This is a genomic window from Fibrobacter sp. UWB16, from assembly GCF_900215325.1.
Lineage (GTDB): Bacteria > Fibrobacterota > Fibrobacteria > Fibrobacterales > Fibrobacteraceae > Fibrobacter.
The window spans coordinates 70,457-94,450 of the sequence record NZ_OCMS01000003.1; the positions used below are offsets into that span (position 1 = coordinate 70,457).

A 23,994-nucleotide genomic window follows, 5' to 3' on the forward strand; every position below is an offset into this window, starting at 1 on the left:
TATAGGAAATTACTAAATTGCGGATATGCTCCATCCATCCGCTTTTGTTCATCCGAATGCCAACGTCCACGAGTCTGCCGTTATCGGCCCCTGGTGCGTTGTCGATGAAAATGCGGAAATTGGCGAAAATGTGGTGCTTGAATCGCGCGTGCGCGTTTACGGCGGTGTGACCATCAAATCAAATACGCACGTTTACGATGGGGCTATCCTCGGTGCGCCTCCGCAAGACCTCAAGTACGCAGGGGAGCCGACTCGCCTTGAAATTGGCGAAAACTGCATCATTCGTGAATACACGACGCTCAATCGCGGCACAGTTCAGGGCGGTGGTTGCACTTGCATTGCGCCACACGTACTCATCATGGCTTACGCCCATGTGGGGCACGACTGTCAAATCGGCGAAGGGGCGGTCATCGCGAACGGATGCCAGCTCGGCGGCCACGTACGCATTGGCAAGTTTGCGACCCTCGGCGGCACCACGGCAGTACAGCAGAGGAACCAGGTGGGCGCCTACGCTTTTGTGGGCGGTACGCTCAAGGTCGATTACGACGTTCCACCTTGCAGCCGTGCATTCGGGAACCCGCTCCGCTTTGCTTCCCTCAACCTCCATGCGCTCCGCTTGCATGCTGATGAATTCCCGCCTGAACGTATCGCATTTTTTGAACGTGCTTTCCGCGAACTTTACCGCGGCAAACGCCCGGCTGCCGAAGTCATCGAGGAACTGAAAAAAGGCCCGGAACCTCTGTTCCAAGCCTTCTTTGATGATCACTGGGGCGGTTCTCTCGTTCGCCCGTAATCATTCGCGCTTTTGCGCATGTTTTTAAGATTCTAGAAAATGAGTGCCTGCGGGAATCCCGTGTGCCACTTTTCGGAACCTGGGTCGTAAGCGTCAAATCCGCCTGTGTAGCCAAATCCCCAGTAGTGGAACGACATATCGTTCAGGATGGCGGCCTTTGCTGCTGCATTTGCCCATTCGGCCTTGCCGGCTTCGCTCGGGCCTGTTCCGCCTTGCCAGTCGCAGGGGCTTACGTCACCACCTGCAATGCCAAATTCGCCCATGTTCATAGGAACGTGGTGGACTCCGTCAATGTCCGGATAGAGCGTTAGAGCCGTCTTGGCGTAGCTAGCGAGGTCGCGTGATGCGGTAATGTTCTTTGCGTTATCGCCAACGCAGTTGTAGCCGTGTCCCTGATGGCTATACTGGTAAGGTTCGTAGTAGTGACCACTATATATGATGTTTCCGTCTAGCGGCAAATGCAGTATGGAAAGGTCTGCAAATTTTGCCGCATGGTAAGATTCGAACATAATCGTCTTGCCCGGAGCGTATGTGCGGATGACACTGTAGGCGTCATTCATCAGCTTGTCCACGACGTCCTCATAAGGAATCGTGGGTTCGTTCAGGATTTCGAGTACCACCTGGTTGTCCTGAAATTCGCCCATGGCTGCCGCCACTTGTGCCCACATGCCGAGGAAGTGTGTCTTTTCGGCTTGGAACTTTGCGGCGTCATATTGGCATTTGGTGCCGTCGCTTTCGTTTCCGCCACCACCGGCGCAATTCAATTGGGTATAGTGATGGAAGTTCACGACTACGGCAAGGCCGTTCGCGATGGCGAGTCGGATATCTTCCAAAACACCTGCAAGGCGTTGCGGGTCGACCGTGTGGCTTGTGTAGTCAGAGCCGTTCTGCCAGCGGACCGGAATTCGCACGGAATTAAAGCCTGCTGCCTTGATAATGGCGAAATCTGTATCGCGGATGGGGTTACTCCAGGCGCCATCATCGTAACCGTCAGATTCCCAGGAGTTGCCCAGATTGATGCCTCGTCCGAGAATAGCGTTCATCGTTCTACCCAGGGTGTAGTCCACAGGGACTGCTGCGTTTTGGCTTGCGTCTTTGCTTGGGTCGTATTCTGGTGGTGCATCCGTGGTACCGCAAGCCCAGAATGTGCAGCCGATAGCCATTGCAGAAAGAAGTTTTTTAAACATGGTTACCCCCAAAAATTGGTGTCATCCTCAAAGTACTGTTCTCAAAATCTATATAAATAAAAAATCTAAAAAATAAAAACAAGCTTATCTTATGTTTACGCTTGAGTCCATTGTGACGGGTGTCAAAAATTTTAGTTTGTAAACATTCTGAAACGTTACGTGCGTAAAAATTTCCGTTTACGCTTGAGTCCAGCGTTTATGTGGCTTAACAAGCGGTATTCCGTTGATACATCTAGCTTTGCAAAGCCTTTTTTGCAAAATACCGGATCGAAAATTCCCAAAAACAAGCTATATTGTAGATGATCCGAATTTGGAGAATTGTACCTATTATGAATGGAAACTTTAAAAAAGCCATTTGGAAGTCCGCTCTAGCGGCGATGCTTCTTGCTTCATCTTCTTTCGCTGGCTACGGTTTTAGCGATTATCGCGACCGCGACCAGTCCCACTTTGTCATGAAGGATCCTAAGCCGTTCCGTCCTGATAAGGAAGTTGTCACCGTTGTCATGCGCGAAGCAATTCCGCGTGGTGGTGGCTATACCTACCAGTATCCGCGTGAAAACCCCGAACCGGTACTCACGGATAAGTACGCTATGGAAGGTGCACTCTCCATGGAAATCGAACTTATCGCGAGCGACTATTCCGGTGTCGCTATTTGTATTGCGGGTTCTGTGGATTTGACGCCTTACCTCGAAGAAGGTGTTCTCGAATTTTGGCTTAAAGGTGCCCAGGGTGGCGAAAACGCATTGTTCGTACTCGTCGATGACGGCGTGAAGAGCAACGGCGAATCCCTCCAGGTGAAGCTCCGCTCCAAGAGCCTTGGTGAAATTACGACAGAATGGAAGCACTTCAGCATTCCTCTGAAGCTCTTCGGCAATACCGGTGTTTACTGGGATGCCAAGAACACGCGCGAAGTGATGCTCCCGTTCGCATGGTCCAACTTCAAGGGTTTCCGTCTCGAAGTCCGCAAGGATGAAAACGAATCCTTCAAGGTTTGGATTGACGATATTGTGATTAAGAAGCATGGCAAGCCGTACGAAGGCCCGGCTCATTATCCGTTCCGTAACGAGATTTAAGAGGATTTTATGCGCAAAACAGTTTCTTCCCTTTTACTAGCGTCTAGCCTCGGTGCTGCGTGGGCTCTTCCTCCGCAGTTGCAGCTTGATTCCCTTCACGCTTCGTTGGATACTCTTTCCGGCAACATGGAATCCACGCTCCTCGGCAAGGACGATCTGCCACTGGCAGTCTCCGGTTACATGGCTTTCCGTTTGAAGAATTTCCACTATTCTGAACAGAGCCCCTGGGTTCGCGATGACCAGGCCCGCACAAGCGTTGACGCTCTCTTGAACGTGAACGTTGTCGCCATGCCGAACTCCTACATTACGTTGTTCACGAACCTCATGTTCCCGTTTGACATGAGCGGTCTCTTTACGAACAGCTATGCAAAGAACCCGACTCAGATTCCGAACAATCACGATGAACGCGTCTTGTTCGACCACTCTACCGACTATTATTCTTCGACTATCAACGAAGAAATGAATGCCGGTGTCGATATCCGTGCCGGTGTGTTCGGTGCCTACATCACCGCAGGTGGTGTTATCTGGGCAAACGCTTCCCCGCTTACCATGTGGGAACGTGAAACGAACCCGCGTTTCGTTTGGCAGTATGAACTTTTCGAAGACGAAAAGACCGTTTCTACCTATTATAAGGAAAAGGCTTTCAAGCCGGTCAAGGAAGGTGGTCGTGCATTCTGGACGAATCGCTCCTTTGGTGGTGTTTTTGCTAACATCTATCAGCTCCCGTATGATTTGAAGGCTCAGTTCCTCGTTTCTCAGCCGGTCGATGCTGACATGGCTACCCGTGACGGTCTCCGCATGTACGGTGGTCAGCCGGGCGAACTCGAAATGATGGGTGGCTACGACTTCCGCGGTACAGTCCTCCATGGTCGTATCGCCAAGGAAAAGATCGCTGACAACCTTACTCTCGGTGTGAACTACATGGGCATCACTTATGACGAAGGTGCCATTTATGAAGGCGAATTCCGTGGTCAGTGGACTGATCTCGGACTGAATCCGACACTCCTCAATACCCATATAGCATCTATCGATGTCAAGGGTAACATCACTCCGAAGCTCTTCTTGATGGCTGATCTTGGCTTGAGCTTTACCGATTCCACGATTTTCTACCAGTCCGAAACGGCTGATAACTTCGTCGCAGGTGATGCTTCCAAGGGCTACATCAGCGATGCTCACAGGTCCAGTATGGCATCCCCGAAGCTTGGTCTTTATATCAAGGCCCAGAGCAAGTATGTTGAAGGCTGGCCGATGACTGCCGAAATCGTGTTCTTCCAGCCGGGCTTCTACTCTCCGTATTCTCTTTCCAACCCGTCCCGTTTCCCGGGCTGGCGCAAGGATGAATTCTACCTCAACGCCGGTGCTCTCCGCTATTCCCCGAACATGGCCGGTATCAACTTCAAGTTGGAACCGAGCTTCAACCGCGGTTACTTTGACTTCCAGTATGCTCAGCATCGTCAGATCGACGCTGGTCAGGATGTGGTCGCATTCAACTACCGCTTGAACGGCCGCAACATGTGGGAAAGCACCAATTCCTGGACCAAGCACAAGCCGCTCTTCGTGGCTGACTCCGGTAACACCAGAGGTGCTTCTTATATTTCCCGTGTCGGTGTCCAGAGAGATGCTGGCGAAGGTGTCAAGATGACTCGCCAGCGCGGTGGTCTCTATGGTGGTACCTGGGAAATGTGGGAATCCTTTGCTGCATTCGAAAATGGCAAGCAGGTTATTGAACAGAAGGTTCCGATGCATGCCAAGTGGTCTACTTACCTCTCCTTCATGGGTGGTTACGATATCGGTCACTGGTTCGGTACCGACCGCAACATCATGATGACTGGCTTTGTTGCCCTTTCTGGTGTTTCTACTTCCTTTGCTCCGATTGCCGTCTCCGAAAAGCAGTCCGGCATGCTCATGACGAGCTTCTTCGGCCAGTTTGAACCGACCGTCGCTGTGACTCCAACCTTCCACATGGTGGGTATCCTCGGCCTTGAAACCTTCAGGTCTGACAAGGCTTACATGATTACTGCACTCAAGAATGTCGCTAAGCCGACCGGTGCTGCAAACTACTATTACGAAGTGGACCCGAATATGTATGAAAAGGCTCCGATCAACTACAAGGACTTCGCAATTGGCCTTGGCTTTGACTGGGACTTCTCTGATCGCGTAGGTCTCCATTTCCGCTACAAGTTCATGACGCACTCTGATGAAACCGTTCCTGACAATGATTGGCATTCCCATTACATTGCTGCCGAAACCAAGGCATGGTTCTAAGGGAGGATGCTAAAGATGAATATGAAAATGAAAAATATTTTAATCGCCCTTCTTACTGCATCGGTTGCCGCATCGGCTTCTGCTGTTGCTGATAATCAAAAGGCCCTGCAGGCCAAGGCTGATAGCGCCAATGCAAAGCGCGGTGTTGAAATTGGCGGTAGCATTCGTGCTGTTGCCCAGCGTTCTAGCTTCTCGACTGATCAAGACAAGACTGGTATCAACTCGATGCCGGATGTGGAACGCAATGAATTTGTCACTGCTGACTTGAACTTTGGCTTCCGTCCGTACGAAAGTGTCCGTGCCAACGTCTTGATGCGCCTTGGCGGCGGTATGCAGGAATACTTCGCTGCTGCTTCCAAGACTATCGAAGCCAAGTGGCTCAATGTCGAAGGCAATGTCGGCAAGAACTTCTACTGGGTTGTCGGTGATTTCCGTTCTGCGATTTCTCCGCTCTCCATTTACAGACCCGGTATCGACATCATGTACGAACCGACGATTTTCGCCCGTAAGCGCCACATGGCCGAAAAGGAACAGCTCCTCGAAGGTAACCAGCGCAACCTCCAGGGTGTGAATCTCCAGTTCCGTCAGGAAATCGATCCGATGATTGGCGAAGTCCGTGCCGAAGCTATCTTTGCACGCCTGAACCGCGTCTCGGTCCTCGACTTTAGCGGTGCCGAAGGCAATATCCTTCCGAATGACTCCATTGCAGGTACTTCACTTTCTTCCGCAACGGACAAGTGGGTTATCGGTGGTAACTTCGAACTCCTTCCGATGCAGAAGAATGTGTTCGTCGGTGTGACCCCGATGTACGTCTTTGACAACGAAAATTCGAAGTCTTACACCTACCGTCACCCGGATCCGAGATCTTTCAACCCGGATGACCCTGAAGGAACGGGTGCCTATGAGCTTCAGGATATCAACCCGTTCGTTTCCTTCCCGCAGAAGACTTTCGTCTTGAGCATCCGCGCTGGCGTCGATGCCGGTGCTCTCATCAAGGTTCCGGGCTTGAGCCTCGACCTTGTGGCTGAATACGCTTTGTCTTCGAACAAGGTTCCGAGCTATGCAGAAGACCCGGCTACAGGTGATGCTATTGAAGGCCCGGAAGAAAGCGTGAGCGGTTCTGCCTTGCTCGTCAACTTGAATGCTGGCTACAAGGTTGAAAACTCCTGGAGCGCAGGCCTTTCCTTGGACTTCATCCGCAACGACGAAAAGTGGTTTAACAACCTCGCTCAGTCTCCGAGCTTCTTTGCTCAGCGCATCTTGAATTCCGATAAGGATGGCAACACGGTCAAGTATGGCGTGAACTCTCCGCTCTACTCCACTTTCGATGCTCTCTATAACTACTCTCCGAAGTTCACTCCGGTTGCTCGTTCTCTCGGTACGGATGACAACGCTTTCATTGAAGGTCAGACCGATAGCTACAACATTGCTCCGTATAACAAGAACTCTTGGGGTAACAATGTCTACTCTGCCGAACAGCTTGCTCTCATCAACATGATGGCTGACCCGGCTCTCCAGCTTGCTTTGCCGAACGGTCTTGCAACTGCAAACCGCATGGGTGTTCGCGCTCTTATCAAGGGCGACTGGCAAGAAAAGGTCGAAGCCCAGGCTCTCGTGACCATCATGAACCAGGTGAAGAGCGAATTCGAAGCTGTTGACAAGGTTTCCTACATGGAATTTGGCGGTGGTGCAAAGGTTGATATCGCAAAGATTGCTGGCCTCAGCAAGTCTGCTGAACTTGCAGGTTCCTTCAAGCATTCTGAAAGCAAGACGACTCTTGTTGCTGGCTCTGCTATGGCAACGGAACTTGGCGTTTCCGAAGGCAAGGTTTCTAGCGACTTCATCAACGTTGGCGCCTCCTTCCAGTTCTTGCCGCGTCTCGGTGTTACGGCTGGCTTCCAGATGATCAATACCGATTACGGCGTGTTTGCAAATCCGTATGGTGAATTTGTTGGTGTGGATGTTCCTCTTATGAAGAGCAAGCAGATGCATGTGATGGGCGGCTTCGATTACTCTGTTGCTCAGAATGCATGGCTTTCCTTGAATATTGGCCTCATTACCGTTCAGAATGATTACAATACCTCCTCGCTGGCTGATGCTTATGATGCTGCTTATCCTGCTGAACTTGAAAAATCTTTGAAATCCGCCAAGAACCAGAAGAGTAAAACTGGTGATGTCGAGCTCGATGCAAACGAAGTTGCTACGGTGACTAAGAATGTCAAGAAGAAGCTCTATAGGGAAAAGATTAAACAGCAGTACAGGGTAGCAAATATGCCTGATTACTATAACATTGAAGATTTGGGAGCGCCGAAAACATATACGCATAAGTTCTCCCAGATGATTTTTGAAGCTTCCATTAATGTGGAATTTTAATGGGAGGAAGCGAATATGATGTTCAATAAGAAAATTTCTGCTTTTGGTCTTTCTTCTGCGATTCTGCTCTCGGCTGCGACAGCATTTGCTGCTGAAAATCAGACGGAAGTCGTTACGCAACAGAAGTCCCTTTTGGAAAAGCTGGATTCTCTCAATGCAGCGGTGCTTGGACTTAAGATTAACGGTACGGCAAAGGCCGGTGTCCTTGCTTCCTTTGCTTCTTCTGACCAGTTTGCTGACAACTCTCCGACTCAGGAAAACCAGGCTTTCACGGATGTGAACCTGCGCTTGACCGCTCGTCCGAGCTCCGAGACGATGATCGATGTCCAGTTGCGTTTGCACAAGGATTGGCAGAGTGCCTATGACGAAAACAACAACCCGGTTATTGGTCACTGGTTCAGCTACGATGGTACGATCCTGAACAAGCATGTGGACTTCAACTTGGGTTACATGCGTGTCGGTTACACCCCGCTCACCATCAACACTCCGCAGACAGAAGTTCTCCAGGAACCGGAAATCTTTGCAGAAAAGCGTCGTGAAGCCCTTGCCCAGCGCAACCTCGATACTACGAGCCGTCGCCTGTTGCATGGTCTCAATGTCGCTTACCAAAGTGGCAGCGTTGGCGCGGTCGATAACATTACCGCCCAGCTCACGGGTGCTCGTCTTCGCAATACGGCCAAGAAGGCAGACCAGTTGTTCTTCGACTTCGACTTCTCTGACCGCTACCTCCTTGGTGCTCGCGCCGGTGTCGAAGCCTACGGTGCTCATGTTGGCTTGAACTATGTCAATGCCTTTGACCGTAAGCAGACTCGCCGTTCTAAGGACCTCGATGATCTTGATACTATCTACTATGAAAAGAATCAGGTCTTTTCTGCAGATATTGCATTCGATTCCAAGAAGGTGCTTCCGCAGTTGCCTATCACGTTCGGCTTGAATGGCGAATTTGCCATGTCCAACTGGAAGGTTGACCGTGATTACAACTATACGGGAAAGAAGGTCTCTTATAGGGTTAACCAGGCTACAGATGCTAACGACAAGCAGTTTGCTTACGTGAAGTCTTCTCTGGAAAAAGATCCGCACTATGTGAACGAAGAATACCTCGATCTGGATGGCAAGAGCTTCTATGCCGATGTCTTTGCTAAGGGTAACGTCAGTGATGTTGACTTCAAGGTCAGCGCCGGTTACTTCCAGACGGATTCCAACTTCTGGTCTGAAATGGCATCTTCTCCGGTCTATCAGGGTCGTTCCACGATTCTTAACACTGGCGCCCTTTATACCGATTCTTCTTATGCAGACTTGATCTTGGGGACCTTCGGTGCTTCTAGCCTCGAAAACCTCTACTTCAGTGTCTACAACTCTACGACGTTGCAGGCTGGCAACTTGATGTCTTCGGGTAAGAAGAACATCCTCAGTGAATTTGGCAGCTTAGAAAGCCCGAACCTCTTCTACCGTTTGGACAACAACTACAAGAATGGCCACTTCTACCGTAACGGTTATACTTCGAACATTGCTAAGAAGCGCGAACTTGATCCTTTGACGGTTCTTGATCCGTCTGTGGGTCTTGCATTGCCGCTCGGCATGGCTACGCCTGATCGCAAGGGCATTACTGCCAAGGCCGATGTGAACTGGGCTGACAAGGTGTTCTTCAACGCCCGTGTCAACTTGGTTACTCAGGGCAATCTGCCGAGCTTCGACGCTGAAGGCAATCCGATTACGATCGAAAACAAGTTCACCGAATTTGCTGTGGGTCTCGGTGTCGATGCTGGCGCTCTTGCTGGTCTTGACCGTAAGATCCTTGTTCAGGGCTCTTTCTCCAATGGCTCTGAAGACTCCTACCTGAACCGTAAGGTTACTCGTATCGTTGCCGGTGTGACCGCCGATGTCTGGGGCCCGATCTCTGTGCTCGCCGGTTTCCAGATGTACGAAAAGAAGTTTGGTGACAATGGCTATACCGTTGCTTCTACAGACGAGAACGGAGCTATTATTGCAGCGGCTGCTGTGACCAAGGCTAGCGAACAGTTGATCATGGGCGGTGTCCGTGTGAAGCTTGCGCCGATCTCTTACTTGACCGTCCAGTATGGCATGCTCAAGAACGACCTCGACTTCAACGTTGCTGGTCTGACTGGCCTGGTTGCTAAACAAATTTCCATCAGCAAGAATGTTATCCTTGCCGATGTAACGGTGAATTTCTAAGAGGTGCTAAAATGAAAAAATTTCACCAGTACATGATGATTCTCTTGGCAGGTGTTTTGGGCGCCTGCTCCTCGATGAGTGTTGACGACCCTTATGAAGAAAACTTTCCTGAGGGTTTCGATGCTAACGTCTATGTGGAATTGCATCCTGAACTCCGCATCGCAGAAATTAGAGACTATGTGGCTTACCGCAATGAAGTGGTTTCTGATTCCATGAAGAAAGCTGGTGTGGATGATGCTACTTTGGCTGCATTTACCACCAATGACGAAACGGCGTTCCTTGCCAATTCTGTTTTAACCCAGTATGTCTATACGGGTTTGATTGGACATTCTGCTGAAAGTTGGACTGCCTATCTGACGCAAAAAGCCGTGTTGGCAGCGGATCCTTCGGACAAGGATGCTAAGCAGGCTGTTTCGAAGGTTGAAAAGGAATTGAAGGAATTCAATTTCATCAACGTTACGGAAGACCAGAATACTTGGAATAACGTTCCGAAAGACCTGACCGCATATTCAATGCAGTATACTCTGTATGGTCAGTCTCATGGTTGGGCTTATCGCTACTGCAACGATAATGAAAAGGTCGCAAATCCGCTCGTCCCGGAAAAAGATCTGGATGACGGTAAGCCTGCAGGAACGAATCCGACGGATTTTAGTCCTATAACATACCTTGTCTGCTATGACAATGTCAGCTTGGTCAATCGTGTGATTCAATAGGATAAGAGGTAATCAAATGAACTTTAAAGTTATTACATTGGCTCTTGCCATGGGCGCTGCAATGGCCCAGGCTGCCGCTGACAAAGTGATTGGCTTCTATCCGTATTGGAGTCAGTATTCTCAGTTCTATGCCAAGGATATCCGCTACAATCTCGTGACCGACATCCACTACATGTCTATCACTCCGACTGCAGAAGGTACGGTTGCTTTTGCTGACGAATACGATGCCGACAACTTCAAGAACCTTGTAAGCATGTCCAAGGAAAATGGCGTGAAGCTGATTGTTTCCGTGGGCGGCATGGAAGCTGAATCTAGCCTCAAGGCTATCGCTTCTTCTGACGAGACTCTTTCCACGTTTGTTTCGAATGTGAAGGAATGGCTCTCCACGAATGGTGGCGATGGCGTTGAACTCGACTGGCAGAACCTCACGACGGACGATTCCGAAGATTACGCCAAGATGCTGAACGCCTTGGTCGATGGTCTTTCGGGCTCTACTGTGACGGCTGTGATTTACCCGGCTTTGGGCTTGGACGCCTACAAGGCCGAAGCCTTGAACCGCGCCGCTTACGTGGATGTGTTCATGGCTGACCTTATGAACGAAAGCGAAAGCAGCCTCGTTCCGAACCAGAGCGCAAACTCTGTGCAGGAAACGCTTGACGCTGTTGTAGCCGCCGGCGTGAACAAGGATCTCCTTGCTCCGGTGGTGTTCCTTTACGGTAAGTCCTTTGCTGGTGCCAAGGGCCTCGGCTCTAGCCACACAGGCGTTGGAAGTGGCAATGAAGGCTACCTCCCGTACGCAGAACTCATGAACCGCTTCGATACTCCGGATTACACGGTGACTTTCGATGAAGCAACCAAGTCCGAAGTGGCTGTGAGCGAAACCGAATCTATCGTGTTCATGGGTATCCCGTCTGTGAAGGCTGTGGCTCAGCACGTGAAGAGCGAAGGCATGGCAGGCGTTGCCGTGTACGACCTCTCCCAGGACCACTACGAACCGATCGTCTCGCTCCTCGTGACGGTTGGTCTCGAACTCCGTCCGGGCGTGAACTACAAGGCTTCCAAGAAGTAATTCTCGGAGTTCGCGGGAATCGCGAGATTGACAAAATCCGCGAGACTTACAAACGCTTTTAAAAATCCTCGACGCAATAAAGCGCCGAGGATTTTTTTACATCTGCACGTGTCACCCCGGACTCCGTTCCGGGGTCGCCATTATCGCTATGAAAACAGGCGAAGCCACCCGCTACACTCGATACACTTGGCGTTGCCTATAGTAAACATTAAAGTGGGTGGTGCAGGTACACTTTTATAAAAGAAAAGGTATTTTTTAAACAAAAATGAGGTTTTGTATGCGTAAACATCTAGTAGCTGCGTTAGCGTTTGCTGTGCCGACAATGGCTATCCCCCTGATGAACCAGCTTGGCTTTGCCCCCGAATCCGAAAAGACGGTCGTCATCCCCGGTAACGATGCGAACCCACTCGAAGTCCGTGACATGGCGGGCAACACGGTGCTTACGCTCGAAGCTCCGATGGTCTATGACTGGGATTATAGCGGCGAAGAAGTCCAGACGTACGATATTTCTTCGATTAAGAAGCCGGGCACGTACCGTTTGTATAGAGACGGCTATATCGGCAACCCGGTCGTGATTGGCGAGAACGTCTATGAAGATTTGACGAAGGCTGCCCTCAAGTGGTTCTACTACCAGCGTGCAGGCATGGCTCTCGATACGCGCTATGCAGGCAAGTGGGCTCGTGCCGCTGGCCACATTGACGATAGCGTGACGGTTTACGGTACGGATTTGCCGACGGCGACGGTTGTGGCGCAGTCCAAGGGCAAGCCTGCTCCCAAGAAGGCTGACCCGAAGATTATCAAGTCGCAGCGCGGCTGGTACGATGCCGGTGACTACGGCAAGTATATTGTGAACTCGGGCATTACCGTGTTTACGCTTTTGGAACTTTATGAACACTTCCCGGCATTCATGGATACGCTCCAGTGGAACATCCCGCGTGAATTCCCGAAGATGCCGGCGCTCCTCGAAGAAATCCGCTGGAATCTGGACTGGATGCTTTCGATGCAGGACAAGGACGGCGCTGTTTACCACAAGCTCACGTCGCTCAAGTTCGGCTCCAGCACGATGCCTGAAATTGATGGCGCCAAGCGTTACGCCATTGAAAAGAGCTTGACTGCAACGCTTGACTTTGCAGCAGTGATGGCTCAGGCTTCTCGCGTGTATGCTCCGTTCGACAAGGCTTTTGCTGACCGCATGCTCAAGGCTTCTGGTGCCGCCTATTACTGGGCAAAGCACAATCCGAAGGCCTTGTACAAACAGCCCTCCGATGTGCAGACCGGCGACTATACGTATGGCGGCGAAGACGGCAAGGATGAATTTGCCTTTGCTGCAACGGAACTTTTCCGCGCCACAAAGAAGAAGAATTACCTCAATGACTTGAGCGCTTACAAGCTCAGAAGCGATGGACCGTGGTGGGGCGATGTGAACATGCTCGCCGTTTACCATGTGGCTCTTGATTCTGCGGACTTTGGCGCAAAGCTCGGTGGTGCCGCTCGCAAGGCTTTGCTTGCCGCTGCAAACGAACTTCGTGCAATTGGCGATACGAGCGCTTACAGACTCCCTGCAACTCCGTCGAGCTGGAACTGGGGCAGTAACAGTGCCATGGCAAATAACGGAATCGTGTTGCTCCACGCTTATTACGTCACGGGCGACAAGAGCTACTTGGATGGCGCCCAGCAGTGCCTCGATTACCTCTTGGGCAAGAACCCGATTGAAATGACGTATGTGACTGGCTTTGGCTACAGAAGCCCGCGCAACCCGCATCATCGTGTGAGCGAATCTGACTTTGTTGATGATCCGGTCCCGGGCATGCTCGTGGGCGGCCCGCATTTGGGCAAGCAGGATATCAACCTCGATGGCAAGGAACTTTGGAAGTGCCCGAACTACGCTGTTGCAGACAAGCCGGCACTTGCCTACATCGATAACCGTTGCAGCTATGCAACAAACGAAGTGGCCATCAACTGGAACGCTCCGCTTGCATATCTCGCTGGCGCCTTGCAGGCCATTTACGTAGGCCACGCCAATGCGGTTGTGAAGTAAGTTTGCGCTAGGTTGTGTGTTTAGGGTTAGGCGGGCTTTGGCCCGCCTTTTTACTTGTCATGCCGGATTTATTCGTCGAGCGTCACTTCCACAATGCCGCGGACGGAATTGAAGCAGTAGATTTTCTCGGCGGTCTTGAGGTCACTCGGGTACAGGATTTTTTCTTTGGCTTTGCCTTCGTTTAAAAGTTTTTGTCTTGTGATGCCGTTTAAAAGCCCGCACTCGATAGGCGGCGTGTAGATGATGCCATCTTTTAGAATGCCGATGTTCGTGAATGTGCCTTCGGTGATTTCGCCTTTCTCGTTTACGCAGATTTCATCAAAGGCGTCTTTCGGGAATGGCAAGCGGATGCTCGTTTTGTGGTACAGGAACGGATTGGATGAGTTTACTTTGTGTACGATTTTGATTCTTGGATTTTGCTTGGGTGCAGGAATCGGTCTTGTCGTGAGTTCAAAGTGACCATCTTTGAAAAGCTCAATCCTGTTCACAACGGACTTGTCGAACTTGATTTTTTCAAGGTCGCTATTCCAGGTGAAGCCGAGGGTGTTCGCTGAATTTTTCAAACGTTCAAGATGCATCTCGAAATCGGTGATGCCTGTTTCAATCAGCGAAAAATCGGTATTTAAAAAACTTGCTTTGGTCATTGTTTCATTCCATTCGTCATCTGCGGTAGATGCCCACGTGATGGCGCCGCCGGCATCGTATCTGTATTCCGATTCGCCTTGCTTTTTCTGCAAGATTCTGATGGGGACGGAGAAAATCATTTCGTCGCCGTGGATGTAGCCGATGGCGCCGCAGTACACTTCTCGTGGGAACGGTTCTGCATTTGCAATGACTTCCATTGTAGAAATTTTGGGCGCGCCTGTGATGGAACCGCATGGGTAAATTGCATTAATGATGTCGTAAAGCGTTGTGCCGTCTTTCAGTTCCGATGAAATCTCGGAAGTCATCTGGAAAACGGTTTTGTGCTTTTCGACTTCAAATAGCTTGTCGGCGCGGACGGTTCCCGGCTTTGAAATTCTCCCGAGATCGTTTCGCAGCAAGTCGACAATCATGACGTTTTCGGTGCGATTCTTTAAGTCGTTGTGCAAGAATTCTTGCAACGCATTGTCTTCTTCGGAAGTCTTGCCGCGCTTGAGCGTTCCCTTCATGGGCTTTGTCAAAATCTTGTTACCGCACTTCACAAAAAACAGTTCCGGCGAAAACGATAAGATGGTCTCGTACTTATTTTGCAAAAAGGCGTTGTAAGGGGTCTTCTGGTTTTGCAAAAGGAACTGGTACAAGTCTAATCCAATTGCGTTTGTTCTTAACGTTGAAGGATATGTGTAATTGACTTCGTATGTGATCCCGTTCTTGATTTGCTCTTTGATGTATTCAATCTTTTGTGTGTATTCTTCTTTGGATAGGCGCGGTTTTACGATGGTGCCGATTTTGTAGTTGGGGATTTTTTCTTCGAACGGCTGGAACGAATCGAAAGCTTCAAAGTAGATAAGGGGTGCGTCGGCAGATACGTTTTTGAGGTCGTAGCGCATGTAGCCGAGAAGGTGATAGCCTTGGCGTTGCAAAGATTCAATTCTGTTGAGTGCGGATTGGACTTTTTGCGGGTCGAAAATTTCAATCGTTTCGATCGGATTATTAAATACTTTATTGGCGTATATTTGCATAATCACAGGACTCGTTTTTGACGGCGCAAATATAAATATTGCTATACAAGAAAGTCGTTCTAATGTTAATAGTCTGTTACAATTACGGTTACTTTGTAGCAAGTTTGTAACATTTTTGAAAATAAGCGATTTCTTGCAAGTTTTCAGTATATATTACTGGCATGCAAAATTGGTACTTTCTTATTGTTGTCTCTATAATCTTTGTGTCGGCTCTCTTTGCATCTGCAGCATCGACGCCAATGTAATGCAAAGACGCGCTCGATTATAATTGCTGGTCCCCGATTGAATCGGGGATTTTCTTTTTTTTAAGAAGGCGAAATAGGACTATTGGGGTTAGTGGTCAAAAAGTCAAAATTATATGCAATTTTTTCTATGAAATTCTTGATAAAATGTGATGAAATTGTTATAATTTTATCACATTTTTTTAACCGTCTTCGGCAAATTATGTGTGGTCGGAGAATAAAGGATTGAATATGAGAAAAAAACTACTCTTTGCGCTTGCTTTGGTTTGCGCTTATTTTGTCGGTTGTGCTGATTACGACGATTCTTCGGATAATCATTCTGTCGGCCCAAACGAAAAGGAAGCTGTGATTGACACTGCCCGCTATACCGTTATTATTTATGGCAATGCTGGCGGTGATATGGATTCCATCATTGAAGGTGTTTATGAACAAATGCCGTCACTGATGAAGAGCAAGGATGTTCGTGTATTTTTTACCTATAAATACGGAGCCGATTCTTCTGTTGTAGGTTATGATGAAGATGATAACCTCATAAAAACGCCCTTTAATGGAAAATATGCTGAGCCTGGGCAATTGGTCGCTTTTGAAATGACTAAGGATTTGGATTTGGATACGATTAAGGATCATGCCCGCATGGCTGGTGAGTCTATAATGATGCATGATCCGGGCAGACTTACGAGCGTGTTGGATTATGTTGCGGATAGTCTCCCTGCTAAAGACTACGTGCTTGTTTTTTGGGGACATGGCCAAGGCTTTGACTTTGATGTTGATTTTCCTGAATTGCACGCGAATCGGACTGCTTTGGCTAAATCGCAGGATTTGGCTGCCGTTATGTACGATGAGTGGACTCTTGATTTGGAAACGGGTGTGAAAGATGGCATGAATATATACGAAATTAAGGAAGAAATTGAAAATTCGAAAATCAAACATCTCGCAGGACTTTATTTCCACAACTGCTTTATGGGCAATTTCGAAACTTTGAGTGAAGTTTATACCGTTGCCGATTATATGGTTGCTTCGGAACATGTGCTGGAGTCTGATGGAACCTTGATTTTGAACCTGGTCAAGGAACTGTATAAGAAAGACAGTTTCCAAGAAGCTGTTAAAGCCTCGTTTAAAGATTCGAAGGATCACTGGAGAAAAGAAAACAAGAAGATGAAACAGAATGGCGACCTCAGCTTGTTGAAATCTTCTGAAATTAGTTCTTTCTTCCCGATTTTCAAGGATATCGCTAAGCGTTTGAATACTCTTTACGAAGATCCAAAGCAAAAGGATATCATAGATAACGCGGTCTTGGGTTCGTATTATACAGGCGAATGGGATTCTGAAATATTCTTTAACGATGTTATTTTCTTCGCTAATGTTTTGGCTTCTTTTACAGAAGATAGTTCTCTTATTGCATCCACGAAAGAACTTAAAAAGGCGTATGAAAGGTTGGTTGTCGACTATATTGATGCCCATTACAGTGATGGAAATGACATTCTTTCGTTCTCGTTGTCCGTTTTGTTGACTCCTCAATCTTTCTATAACGATGAAACCGTATGGGGTTATACACGTAAAGAAGCCTACGAAAATACAACATTCCATAAAAAGACGGGCTGGGGCAATTTGCTTAGCGTTCTTGACGGACTTGACGTCCTTTACGAAAAACTCGCAAATCTCGGAGATGGAGACGAAGGCGGTTCCGGAGATGGAGACGAAGGCGATTCCGAAGAGGAATAATAAACTACTTTAGTTTCGGATAAGTTTTGGGGTTATAATCAGGTGGCGTTATTGCTGCCTGATTTTTTAGTATAAAATAAAAACGCTCCCTTTGATTTGGGGAGCGTAATAATGCGGATAGTGCTGGGATTGTCATTTCCGCCACTGAGCGGGAATCTCCTTCTGTCCTTTCTTGCGTCTGCTATTTGCTTTCTACTAAATTCACAAATTCCTTGCAGACGGCTTCGGGATCGGGCTTGCCGAAAATGGCGCTTCCGACGACGAAGATGTTTGCACCCGCTTCTTTGCAGGCGAGGATGTTGTCGAGCTTAACGCCGCCATCGATCTGAATGTTGAGTTCCGGCTTGAGGGCGCGGAGTTCACGAATCTTGTCGAGGCAGTAAGGAATGAGGCTCTGGCCACCGAATCCCGGGTTCACAGACATGATGAGTACCATGTCCACGATGTCGAGCACGTACTTGATGCTTTCGAGCGGAGTTGCCGGGTTGATGGCGACTGCGGGCTTGACGCCGAGTTCTGCAATCTGGTGCAGCAAACGGTCGAGATGGTTCGTGGTTTCAGCGTGTACGCTGATGATGCTTGCACCGGCTTTAGCAAATTCGCCCACGTAGTTTTCCGGATTTTCGATCATCAAATGGCAATCGAGCGGGAGCTTGGTGCCCTTCTTGACGCAGGCAGAAATACCCGGGCCAAAGCTGATGTTTGGGACAAAGTGCCCATCCATGATGTCCAAGTGAACGAGGCCTGCGCCTCCGTTTTCGATGGCCTTGAGGCCGTTGCCGAGTTCGAGGAAGTTTGCGTTCAAGACGCTGGGAGCGATGATTTGTTTAAGCATATTTCAAATATAGCAAAATAAAATTTTTTTTACTAAATTTAGGACACTAAGAAATAAGAGGAGATTATTATGTCCAAGAATTCTAAAACTGTGGTTGCAAAACCCGTAAAGAAAGTTGCGACGAAGGCTGCGGCAAAACCCGCTGCAGAAAAGTCCGCCGCAAAAACCGTGAAGGCTCCAGCTAAGAAGGCTCTCCCGAAGGCTGAAAAGCCGGCTAAGGCTCCTGCTAAGGTTGCAAAGGCTACAAAAGTTGAAGCCCCGAAAGCTGAAGTGAAGGTCGCCAAGGCCCCGGCAAAGAAAGCCGCTGCAAAGGCTCCGAAGGCCGCCGCACCGAAAAAGGTTGCCGTCGAATTCGTTGCCGATTGCCCGCTTGCAACAACCGTCTCTGTTGCTGGTACGTTCAACAACTGGACTGTCGATGCCGACATGCTCAAGAAGGACAAGAAGACGGGTCTTTGGGTTGCAAAGATTTCCCTCGTTCCGGGCGACTACGAATACAAGTTTGTCTGTGATGGCAAGAACTGGGATGCAGGCGACAATAAGATCAAGCACGTATAATTGCTCTGATTGAAAAACTATTGAAAATGCGCCGGGCATAACGCTCGGCGTTTTTCATATCCTACCAAATTACTATCTTTGCCCCCGTATGAAATATTCCATCCCTGATTCAGTGCTTTTGAAAGCGGCCAGTGAATACGGCACCCCGCTTTGGATTTATGACCGTGCGACGATTGAACGTGCTGTAAAGGACGTGCAGGTTTTTGACACTGTGCGCTTTGCTCAGAAGGCATGCCCGAACCTTTCTGTGGTTTCGCTCATCCGCAAGCTTGGCTGCGTTGTCGACGCCGTCTCCGCTGGCGAAATTGTGCGCGCCCTCAAGGCCGGCTTCAAGGGTGGACAGCAGAAGGGCAAGGTTCCTGAAATTGTCTACACAGCCGATATCTTTGACCGCGATGCACTCGAACTCGTGAAGAAGTACGACATCGCCGTGAACGTGGGCTCTCCGGACATGATTCAGCAACTCGCTGATTTTGGCGTGAAGTCTGAACTCACCATCCGCGTGAATCCGGGTTTTGGCCATGGCCACTCCCGCAAGACGAATACCGGTGGCGACCTTTCTAAGCACGGTATTTGGCACGAACAGATTAAGGACTGCATCAAGCTCGCCCAGAGCAACGGCATGTGGATTACCGGTTTGCACATGCACATCGGTTCCGGCACGGATTTTGAACACTTGGCCCAGGTTTGCGATGCCATGGTGGACGCTAGCCGTCACCTCGGTTCTCACCTCCGCACGATTAGCGCTGGTGGTGGCCTCCCGATTCCGTATCATGAAGAAGAAAAGGGCAACCGCATTGACGTGAAGGCTTACTATGATTTGTGGGACAACGCCCGCAAGCGTATCCAGCAGAGCATTGGTCACGATGTCCATCTCGAAGTGGAACCGGGCCGTTACCTTGTTGCAGAAAGCGGCTACCTCGTTGCGGAAATCCGCGCTGTCAAGAAGCAGGGAAATAATTTGTTCTACTTGCTCGACGCTGGCTTTACCGATCTCGTTCGTCCGAGCTTCTACGGTAGCTACCACGCCATTTCCGTGATTGCCCGTGACGGTCGTGAACTGAACGAAACTGTTGACGCTGTTGTCGCTGGCCCGCTTTGCGAATCCGGTGACGTGTTCACGCAGGAAGAAGGTGGCTTTGTCGTGACGCGCAAGCTCCCGAAGGCTCAGGTGGGTGATCTCTTGATTCTCCATGATGCCGGTGCTTACGGTGCCGCCATGAGCAGCAACTACAACAGCCGTCGCTACGCTGCCGAAACGATGTACACGAAGGGCGAAATCAAGCTCGTTCGTGAACGCCAGACTTTCGAACAACTCTTGCAGAACGATCGCATTATTGAATTATAAACTTCGCATAGCTTCGTTGCTCGCCTCCTTACGTACATCTTAGTACGCTACGGAGGCTCGCGCCTTGCTCTGCTCGTTTCTAATTCAATACTGAATATTCATGTGCTTTTGTCACCCCGGACTTGTTCCGGGGTTGTCTTTTTTCCTAGCCAAGTCCATACTCAAATTTCTATCTTTGCCGCCGGAAATAAGACTATGGGTAACTTACGCGCTATTCTCATGCCGGTCGCTATTCTTGCTGGCATCCTCATTCCTCAGGCGCACTTTCTGTCGCCGCTCTTGCCGTTCACTATCGGCATCATGATGTTCCTTACGTTCGTGACGAAAATTCCGCCGCAGACGCATGGTTACACGTTCAAGATTGAAGTCCGCGCGTTTATTGCAAGCCTCGTGATTATTGCCGCCCTCTGGGGTATTGTGGAACTTTTCCACTTGCCGCGTGAAGTGCTTTTGGGCGGTGCGATTATTGCGCTTTGCCCGCCTGCGAATGCGGCACCTGCAATGGCGAAAATGCTTGGTGGCAGCGCGTCCCTTGCGCTCAAGATTTTCCTCAGCGGTAACCTGATTGCATGCTTTAGCATCCCGATTATCTTTGGATATTTGACTGGAGCCGAGGCGGACCTTTCCGAAATCGCGATGAAGATTTTCAATACGATCCAGCCGATTATCAGCATCCCGCTTGCGTTTGCGTTTGGGCTCCGTAACTTTTACCCGGAACTTGCCGACCGTGCCGCGAAATACCAGAAGTACACGATGTTCGTGTGGACGTTCTCGGTGTTCATTATTTTGTCCAAGGCGAGCTTCGACATTCGCGAAATGGGCTTTGCCGACTTGTGGAATAGCGGAAAGCTCCCGCTGATGGCTGCGGTTTCGCTTGTGCTTTGCCTTTTGCAGTTTTGGCTTGGATGGGTTTGCGAACGCGGTCGCCGTCCGATTGAAGGCTCGCAGAGCATGGGGCAAAAGAACACGACGCTTGTTATCTGGGTTTCTAGCCTTTACGCGGGCCCGGTGGTGGCTCTTGCCCCGACTTGCTACGTTGTATGGCAGAACCTTGTGCTCAGCTATATGACCGCAAAAATCAAGCCGAAAAAAGATAGCTAGAACTTAGAATTTAGATCTTGGAACTTAGAATATTTCTGAAATCAAAATGTCATGCCCTGCTCCGACAGGGCATCTCCTTTTTTATGTCGAGATGGTGATGCCCGCATTCGCGGGCATGACAAAATGAAATTTGTTCATCGTCACATACAAGAAAATTTTTAAACTTTTCTTTAATTTTTGCTTACGACTGCTTTATATTTATACACATGGTGTATTCGAAGCTGGTTTCATCTTTGATTGCCCTTGTGGCAATCCTTTTTGTGTCATTCTTTGTGCGTGACTGGTATGTGCTGCATCAGTGCGGTGCTGTTCAGTCGTGTCTAGATTCTACCAGCGATTTTCAGAACATCACAAAGTTTATCGTAACCTTTATTGCAACGCTACTTGCGTTTATGATTGGCAGACGTTCAGTCACTAGGCGCGATCGCTTCTTTTTGCAGATGAGTTTTTTGATGATTCTTTGTGCCGACTTTTGTTTTAAAATTCTGTACAATTATTTTGGCACGCCTGAAACTCGAGAAAATTTTATTTCGCTCGGCATTGGATTTTTCTTCATGGCGCAGATGATTTTAATTTATCGACATTCGCGTACAAAGAATACGGACTGGTCGTTTCCGTGGATTTATTGCATTCCGCTTGCGGCTGTGATTGCGATGATTTTCCTTGCATATTTCAAGGTCCTTGAATCCGTGATGCTCATGGCTGTTATTGCGTACGCGCCGACGTTGCTTTGTTCGCTTTACATGGCGTGCAGGGCGACAACGCTAGGCTTTTTCCCGGAGAAAAATGCCTTCTTCATCATGATCGGGATGGTTTGCTTTACATGCTGCGATGCGCTCACTGGAATTTCGCTCCTTACGGGAGCGGATCATTCGACCCGTGAAATCTTGGCTGTTGTGTCGAACAACTTTATTTGGCTCTTCTACGTCCCGGCCATTATTTTCCTTGCTTTGAGCGGATATCGCCGTAACGTTTAGATCCGCATGCTTGGCTCTTTTCCCCTAAAATTCTATTATTACCTCGTTCAAAGAGGTCATAATGATTATTGATTTAAAAGGTATGGAGACGACTGTTCTCCCGAATTTTAAGGGTGGCGAAAAAGAATACAAGGCCAAGATGTATTTCGACGGTACGACGCGCATTATGCACGGCACGCTCGAAGCTGGCGCTTCTATCGGTTACCACAAGCACGAAACCAACAGCGAAATTATGTTCTTTGTCTCGGGGAAGGGCAAGGTACTTTTTGATGATGGTGTGGAATATGTCGAAGCTGGCCAGTGCCATTTCTGCCCGAAGGGCCATTCCCACAGCTTGATTAATGAAGGTCCGGACAATCTCGTCTTTTATGCGACGGTCCCGGAACTCGGATAAGTTTAATTTAATGGAGAAAATATGTCTAAATTAATGCGTTCTATTTCTGGTATCCGCGGAATCGTTGGCGATACCCTTACTCCGCAGGTTTTGCAGAGCCATGTGCGTGCTTTCCTCGAAATCACGAAGGCAAAGCGCGTGGTGATTGGCCGCGATAGCCGCCCGACAGGTGATGCCATCGTGCAGTTCGTCGCTGGCATTTGCCGCCTTTCTGGCGTGGATGTTGTGGATGTGGGCCTTTCGACGACCCCGTCCGTGGAACTTTTGACGACGCACTTCAAGGCTGATGCGGGCATCATCATTACCGCAAGCCATAACCCGCTCGAATGGAACGCTCTCAAGTTCCTCAACAACAAGGGCCTTTTCCTCGGTCCGGATGATGTGAAGCAGCTCTTTGCTCTCGCTGATGCAAACCAGTTCAGCTATCCGGATTACCGCACGATGGGCAAGTACGAAGTTGCCCCGGATGCCGATGGCATTCACATTGATGGTACGCTCAAGATTCCGTTCGTGGATGTCGAAGCCATCAAGGCCAAGCATTTCAAGGTTGCTGTCGATGCCGTGAACGGTGCCGGTAGCTTTATTGTGCCGCGCCTCTTGGAACAGCTCGGTTGCGAAGTTGTCCGTGTTCATTGCAGCCCGGATGGCACGTTCCCGCGTGGTGCAGAACCGATTCCTGAAAATCTCGGCGACTTGCGCAAGGCTGTCAAGGATAACGGCTGTGCTGTTGGCTTTGCCGTGGACCCGGATGCAGACCGCTGCGCTCTCGTCGATGGTTTGGGACAAAGTATCGGCGAAGAATACACGCTTGCAATTGCAACGGACGAAGTACTTGCCCAGAAGAAGGGTAGCGTTTGCGTGAACCTCTCCACGAGCCGCATGAACGAAGATGTTGCCGCCAAGTACGGTTGTGAATTCAGCCGCGCGAAGGTCGGTGAAATCAACGTTAGCCTCCAGATGATCGAAAACGGTTGCGTGATTGGCGGTGAAGGTAACGGCGGTGTGATTCTCCCGGCGCTCCATTACGGTCGCGATAGCCTCGTGGCTGCCGCACTTGTGCTTAGCTGGATGGCCCACCACAATGGCGGCCCGGAAAAGTTCGTAGCTGAAAATCCGGCCTACGTGATGCCGAAGAAAAAGTTCGAACTCGGCGACAAGAAGGTTGCAGACATTCTCCCGAAAGTCAAGGCTGAATTTGCTGGCTGGAAGATGGATGAACGCGACGGCCTCTGGCTCGGTTCCGAGAAGTCCTGGGTACATGTGCGCGCCAGCAACACAGAACCTGTAATCCGCGTGATTGCCGAAGCCCCGACAGCTGAAGAAGCTGAGACTCTTTGTAGTAAGGTCGAAAAGCTCATTTAGTAGTAAGTAGACAGTAACGTCATCCTGAGTGCGAAAGCGCGAAGGATCCAGTCAAATTAAACCAAAAGGGCTCGCCGTTTCCGGCGG

The 23,994-nt window shown here is 49.5% G+C and carries 18 protein-coding genes; 15 read left to right on the plus strand and 3 right to left on the minus strand.

Features of this window, described 5'->3' with window-relative positions; translation table 11 throughout:
* Positions 1-25 precede the first annotated feature (25 nt).
* Positions 26-793, plus strand: coding sequence for an acyl-ACP--UDP-N-acetylglucosamine O-acyltransferase (gene lpxA, locus CRN95_RS10175; protein ID WP_088630971.1), 768 nt, complete (start codon positions 26-28; stop codon positions 791-793).
* Positions 794-825: 32 nt separating this feature from the next.
* Here lpxA and CRN95_RS10180 read toward each other — a convergent pair whose 3' ends face one another.
* Entirely contained in the window at positions 826-1,980 is a 1,155-nt protein-coding gene (locus tag CRN95_RS10180) for a glycoside hydrolase family 5 protein (RefSeq protein WP_097020803.1), read from the minus strand.
* Positions 1,981-2,309: 329 nt separating this feature from the next.
* On the opposite strand from CRN95_RS10180, the gene CRN95_RS10185 reads away from it, so the two are divergent.
* From CRN95_RS10185 to CRN95_RS10215, 7 genes are all read left to right on the plus strand, one after another.
* Positions 2,310-3,053 carry a carbohydrate binding domain-containing protein gene (locus CRN95_RS10185; RefSeq protein ID WP_235002985.1) on the plus strand — a complete coding sequence of 248 codons (744 nt, stop codon included), beginning with the start codon at positions 2,310-2,312 and terminating at the stop codon, positions 3,051-3,053.
* A gap of 9 nt (positions 3,054-3,062) precedes the next feature.
* Positions 3,063-5,318 (plus strand): hypothetical protein, encoded by a 2,256-nt coding sequence (locus tag CRN95_RS10190; RefSeq protein ID WP_088630968.1) that lies wholly within the window; start codon positions 3,063-3,065, stop codon positions 5,316-5,318.
* Positions 5,319-5,345: 27 nt separating this feature from the next.
* Positions 5,346-7,691, plus strand: coding sequence for a hypothetical protein (locus CRN95_RS10195; protein ID WP_235002986.1), 2,346 nt, complete (start codon positions 5,346-5,348; stop codon positions 7,689-7,691).
* Between the two features lie 15 nt (positions 7,692-7,706).
* Positions 7,707-9,884, plus strand: a complete 2,178-nt coding sequence (locus tag CRN95_RS10200; protein ID WP_088630967.1) for a hypothetical protein — start codon at positions 7,707-7,709, stop codon at positions 9,882-9,884.
* A gap of 11 nt (positions 9,885-9,895) precedes the next feature.
* Entirely contained in the window at positions 9,896-10,597 is a 702-nt protein-coding gene (locus CRN95_RS10205; protein ID WP_088630966.1) for a hypothetical protein, read from the plus strand.
* Positions 10,598-10,613: 16 nt separating this feature from the next.
* The gene (locus CRN95_RS10210) at positions 10,614-11,666 is read left to right on the plus strand and encodes a glycoside hydrolase family 18 protein (RefSeq protein WP_097020804.1); all 1,053 of its coding nucleotides are present in this window, start codon (positions 10,614-10,616) and stop codon (positions 11,664-11,666) included.
* A 277-nt stretch (positions 11,667-11,943) separates the two neighbouring features.
* Positions 11,944-13,704 carry a glycoside hydrolase family 9 protein gene (locus CRN95_RS10215; protein WP_097020805.1) on the plus strand — a complete coding sequence of 587 codons (1,761 nt, stop codon included), beginning with the start codon at positions 11,944-11,946 and terminating at the stop codon, positions 13,702-13,704.
* 68 nt (positions 13,705-13,772) lie between these two features.
* Here the strand turns inward: CRN95_RS10215 and CRN95_RS10220 are convergent, their stop codons facing one another.
* Complete coding sequence (locus tag CRN95_RS10220; protein WP_097020806.1) at positions 13,773-15,368, minus strand: chorismate-binding protein; 1,596 nt, start codon at positions 15,366-15,368, stop codon at positions 13,773-13,775.
* Between the two features lie 473 nt (positions 15,369-15,841).
* Between CRN95_RS10220 and CRN95_RS10225 the strand changes: the two genes are divergently transcribed.
* Positions 15,842-17,332 (plus strand): clostripain-related cysteine peptidase, encoded by a 1,491-nt coding sequence (locus CRN95_RS10225; RefSeq protein WP_097020807.1) that lies wholly within the window; start codon positions 15,842-15,844, stop codon positions 17,330-17,332.
* A gap of 181 nt (positions 17,333-17,513) precedes the next feature.
* On the opposite strand, the gene rpe is transcribed toward CRN95_RS10225, so the two are convergent.
* The gene (gene rpe, locus CRN95_RS10230) at positions 17,514-18,167 is read right to left on the minus strand and encodes a ribulose-phosphate 3-epimerase (RefSeq protein ID WP_097020808.1); all 654 of its coding nucleotides are present in this window, start codon (positions 18,165-18,167) and stop codon (positions 17,514-17,516) included.
* 69 nt (positions 18,168-18,236) lie between these two features.
* Between rpe and CRN95_RS10235 the strand changes: the two genes are divergently transcribed.
* The 6 genes from CRN95_RS10235 (at position 18,237) to glmM (ending at position 23,907) form a co-directional block, all read left to right on the plus strand.
* Positions 18,237-18,725 (plus strand): glycogen-binding domain-containing protein, encoded by a 489-nt coding sequence (locus CRN95_RS10235; RefSeq protein ID WP_097020809.1) that lies wholly within the window; start codon positions 18,237-18,239, stop codon positions 18,723-18,725.
* Between the two features lie 88 nt (positions 18,726-18,813).
* The gene (gene lysA / locus CRN95_RS10240) at positions 18,814-20,073 is read left to right on the plus strand and encodes a diaminopimelate decarboxylase (protein WP_097020810.1); all 1,260 of its coding nucleotides are present in this window, start codon (positions 18,814-18,816) and stop codon (positions 20,071-20,073) included.
* Between the two features lie 195 nt (positions 20,074-20,268).
* Complete coding sequence (locus CRN95_RS10245) at positions 20,269-21,174, plus strand: bile acid:sodium symporter (protein ID WP_097020811.1); 906 nt, start codon at positions 20,269-20,271, stop codon at positions 21,172-21,174.
* A 206-nt stretch (positions 21,175-21,380) separates the two neighbouring features.
* A complete protein-coding gene (locus CRN95_RS10250) occupies positions 21,381-22,151 on the plus strand; it encodes a hypothetical protein (protein ID WP_097020812.1) in 771 nt (256 codons plus the stop codon).
* Between the two features lie 61 nt (positions 22,152-22,212).
* Positions 22,213-22,545, plus strand: coding sequence for a cupin domain-containing protein (locus tag CRN95_RS10255; protein WP_097020813.1), 333 nt, complete (start codon positions 22,213-22,215; stop codon positions 22,543-22,545).
* Between the two features lie 21 nt (positions 22,546-22,566).
* On the plus strand, positions 22,567-23,907 hold the full coding sequence (gene glmM, locus CRN95_RS10260; RefSeq protein WP_097020814.1) for a phosphoglucosamine mutase: 1,341 nt from the start codon (positions 22,567-22,569) through the stop codon (positions 23,905-23,907).
* Positions 23,908-23,994 lie beyond the last annotated feature (87 nt).

What these genes read in the sequence shown, in the direction of transcription:
- lpxA (WP_088630971.1), top strand. Translation starts at nt 26, where the DNA reads ATGCTCCATCCATCCGCTTTTGTTCATCCGAATGCCAACGTCCACGAG.
- CRN95_RS10180 (WP_097020803.1), bottom strand. Translation starts at nt 1,980, where the DNA reads ATGTTTAAAAAACTTCTTTCTGCAATGGCTATCGGCTGCACATTCTGG.
- CRN95_RS10185 (WP_235002985.1), top strand. Translation starts at nt 2,310, where the DNA reads ATGAATGGAAACTTTAAAAAAGCCATTTGGAAGTCCGCTCTAGCGGCG.
- CRN95_RS10190 (WP_088630968.1), top strand. Translation starts at nt 3,063, where the DNA reads ATGCGCAAAACAGTTTCTTCCCTTTTACTAGCGTCTAGCCTCGGTGCT.
- CRN95_RS10195 (WP_235002986.1), top strand. Translation starts at nt 5,346, where the DNA reads ATGAAAAATATTTTAATCGCCCTTCTTACTGCATCGGTTGCCGCATCG.
- CRN95_RS10200 (WP_088630967.1), top strand. Translation starts at nt 7,707, where the DNA reads ATGATGTTCAATAAGAAAATTTCTGCTTTTGGTCTTTCTTCTGCGATT.
- CRN95_RS10205 (WP_088630966.1), top strand. Translation starts at nt 9,896, where the DNA reads ATGAAAAAATTTCACCAGTACATGATGATTCTCTTGGCAGGTGTTTTG.
- CRN95_RS10210 (WP_097020804.1), top strand. Translation starts at nt 10,614, where the DNA reads ATGAACTTTAAAGTTATTACATTGGCTCTTGCCATGGGCGCTGCAATG.
- CRN95_RS10215 (WP_097020805.1), top strand. Translation starts at nt 11,944, where the DNA reads ATGCGTAAACATCTAGTAGCTGCGTTAGCGTTTGCTGTGCCGACAATG.
- CRN95_RS10220 (WP_097020806.1), bottom strand. Translation starts at nt 15,368, where the DNA reads ATGCAAATATACGCCAATAAAGTATTTAATAATCCGATCGAAACGATT.
- CRN95_RS10225 (WP_097020807.1), top strand. Translation starts at nt 15,842, where the DNA reads ATGAGAAAAAAACTACTCTTTGCGCTTGCTTTGGTTTGCGCTTATTTT.
- rpe (WP_097020808.1), bottom strand. Translation starts at nt 18,167, where the DNA reads ATGCTTAAACAAATCATCGCTCCCAGCGTCTTGAACGCAAACTTCCTC.
- CRN95_RS10235 (WP_097020809.1), top strand. Translation starts at nt 18,237, where the DNA reads ATGTCCAAGAATTCTAAAACTGTGGTTGCAAAACCCGTAAAGAAAGTT.
- lysA (WP_097020810.1), top strand. Translation starts at nt 18,814, where the DNA reads ATGAAATATTCCATCCCTGATTCAGTGCTTTTGAAAGCGGCCAGTGAA.
- CRN95_RS10245 (WP_097020811.1), top strand. Translation starts at nt 20,269, where the DNA reads ATGGGTAACTTACGCGCTATTCTCATGCCGGTCGCTATTCTTGCTGGC.
- CRN95_RS10250 (WP_097020812.1), top strand. Translation starts at nt 21,381, where the DNA reads ATGGTGTATTCGAAGCTGGTTTCATCTTTGATTGCCCTTGTGGCAATC.
- CRN95_RS10255 (WP_097020813.1), top strand. Translation starts at nt 22,213, where the DNA reads ATGATTATTGATTTAAAAGGTATGGAGACGACTGTTCTCCCGAATTTT.
- glmM (WP_097020814.1), top strand. Translation starts at nt 22,567, where the DNA reads ATGTCTAAATTAATGCGTTCTATTTCTGGTATCCGCGGAATCGTTGGC.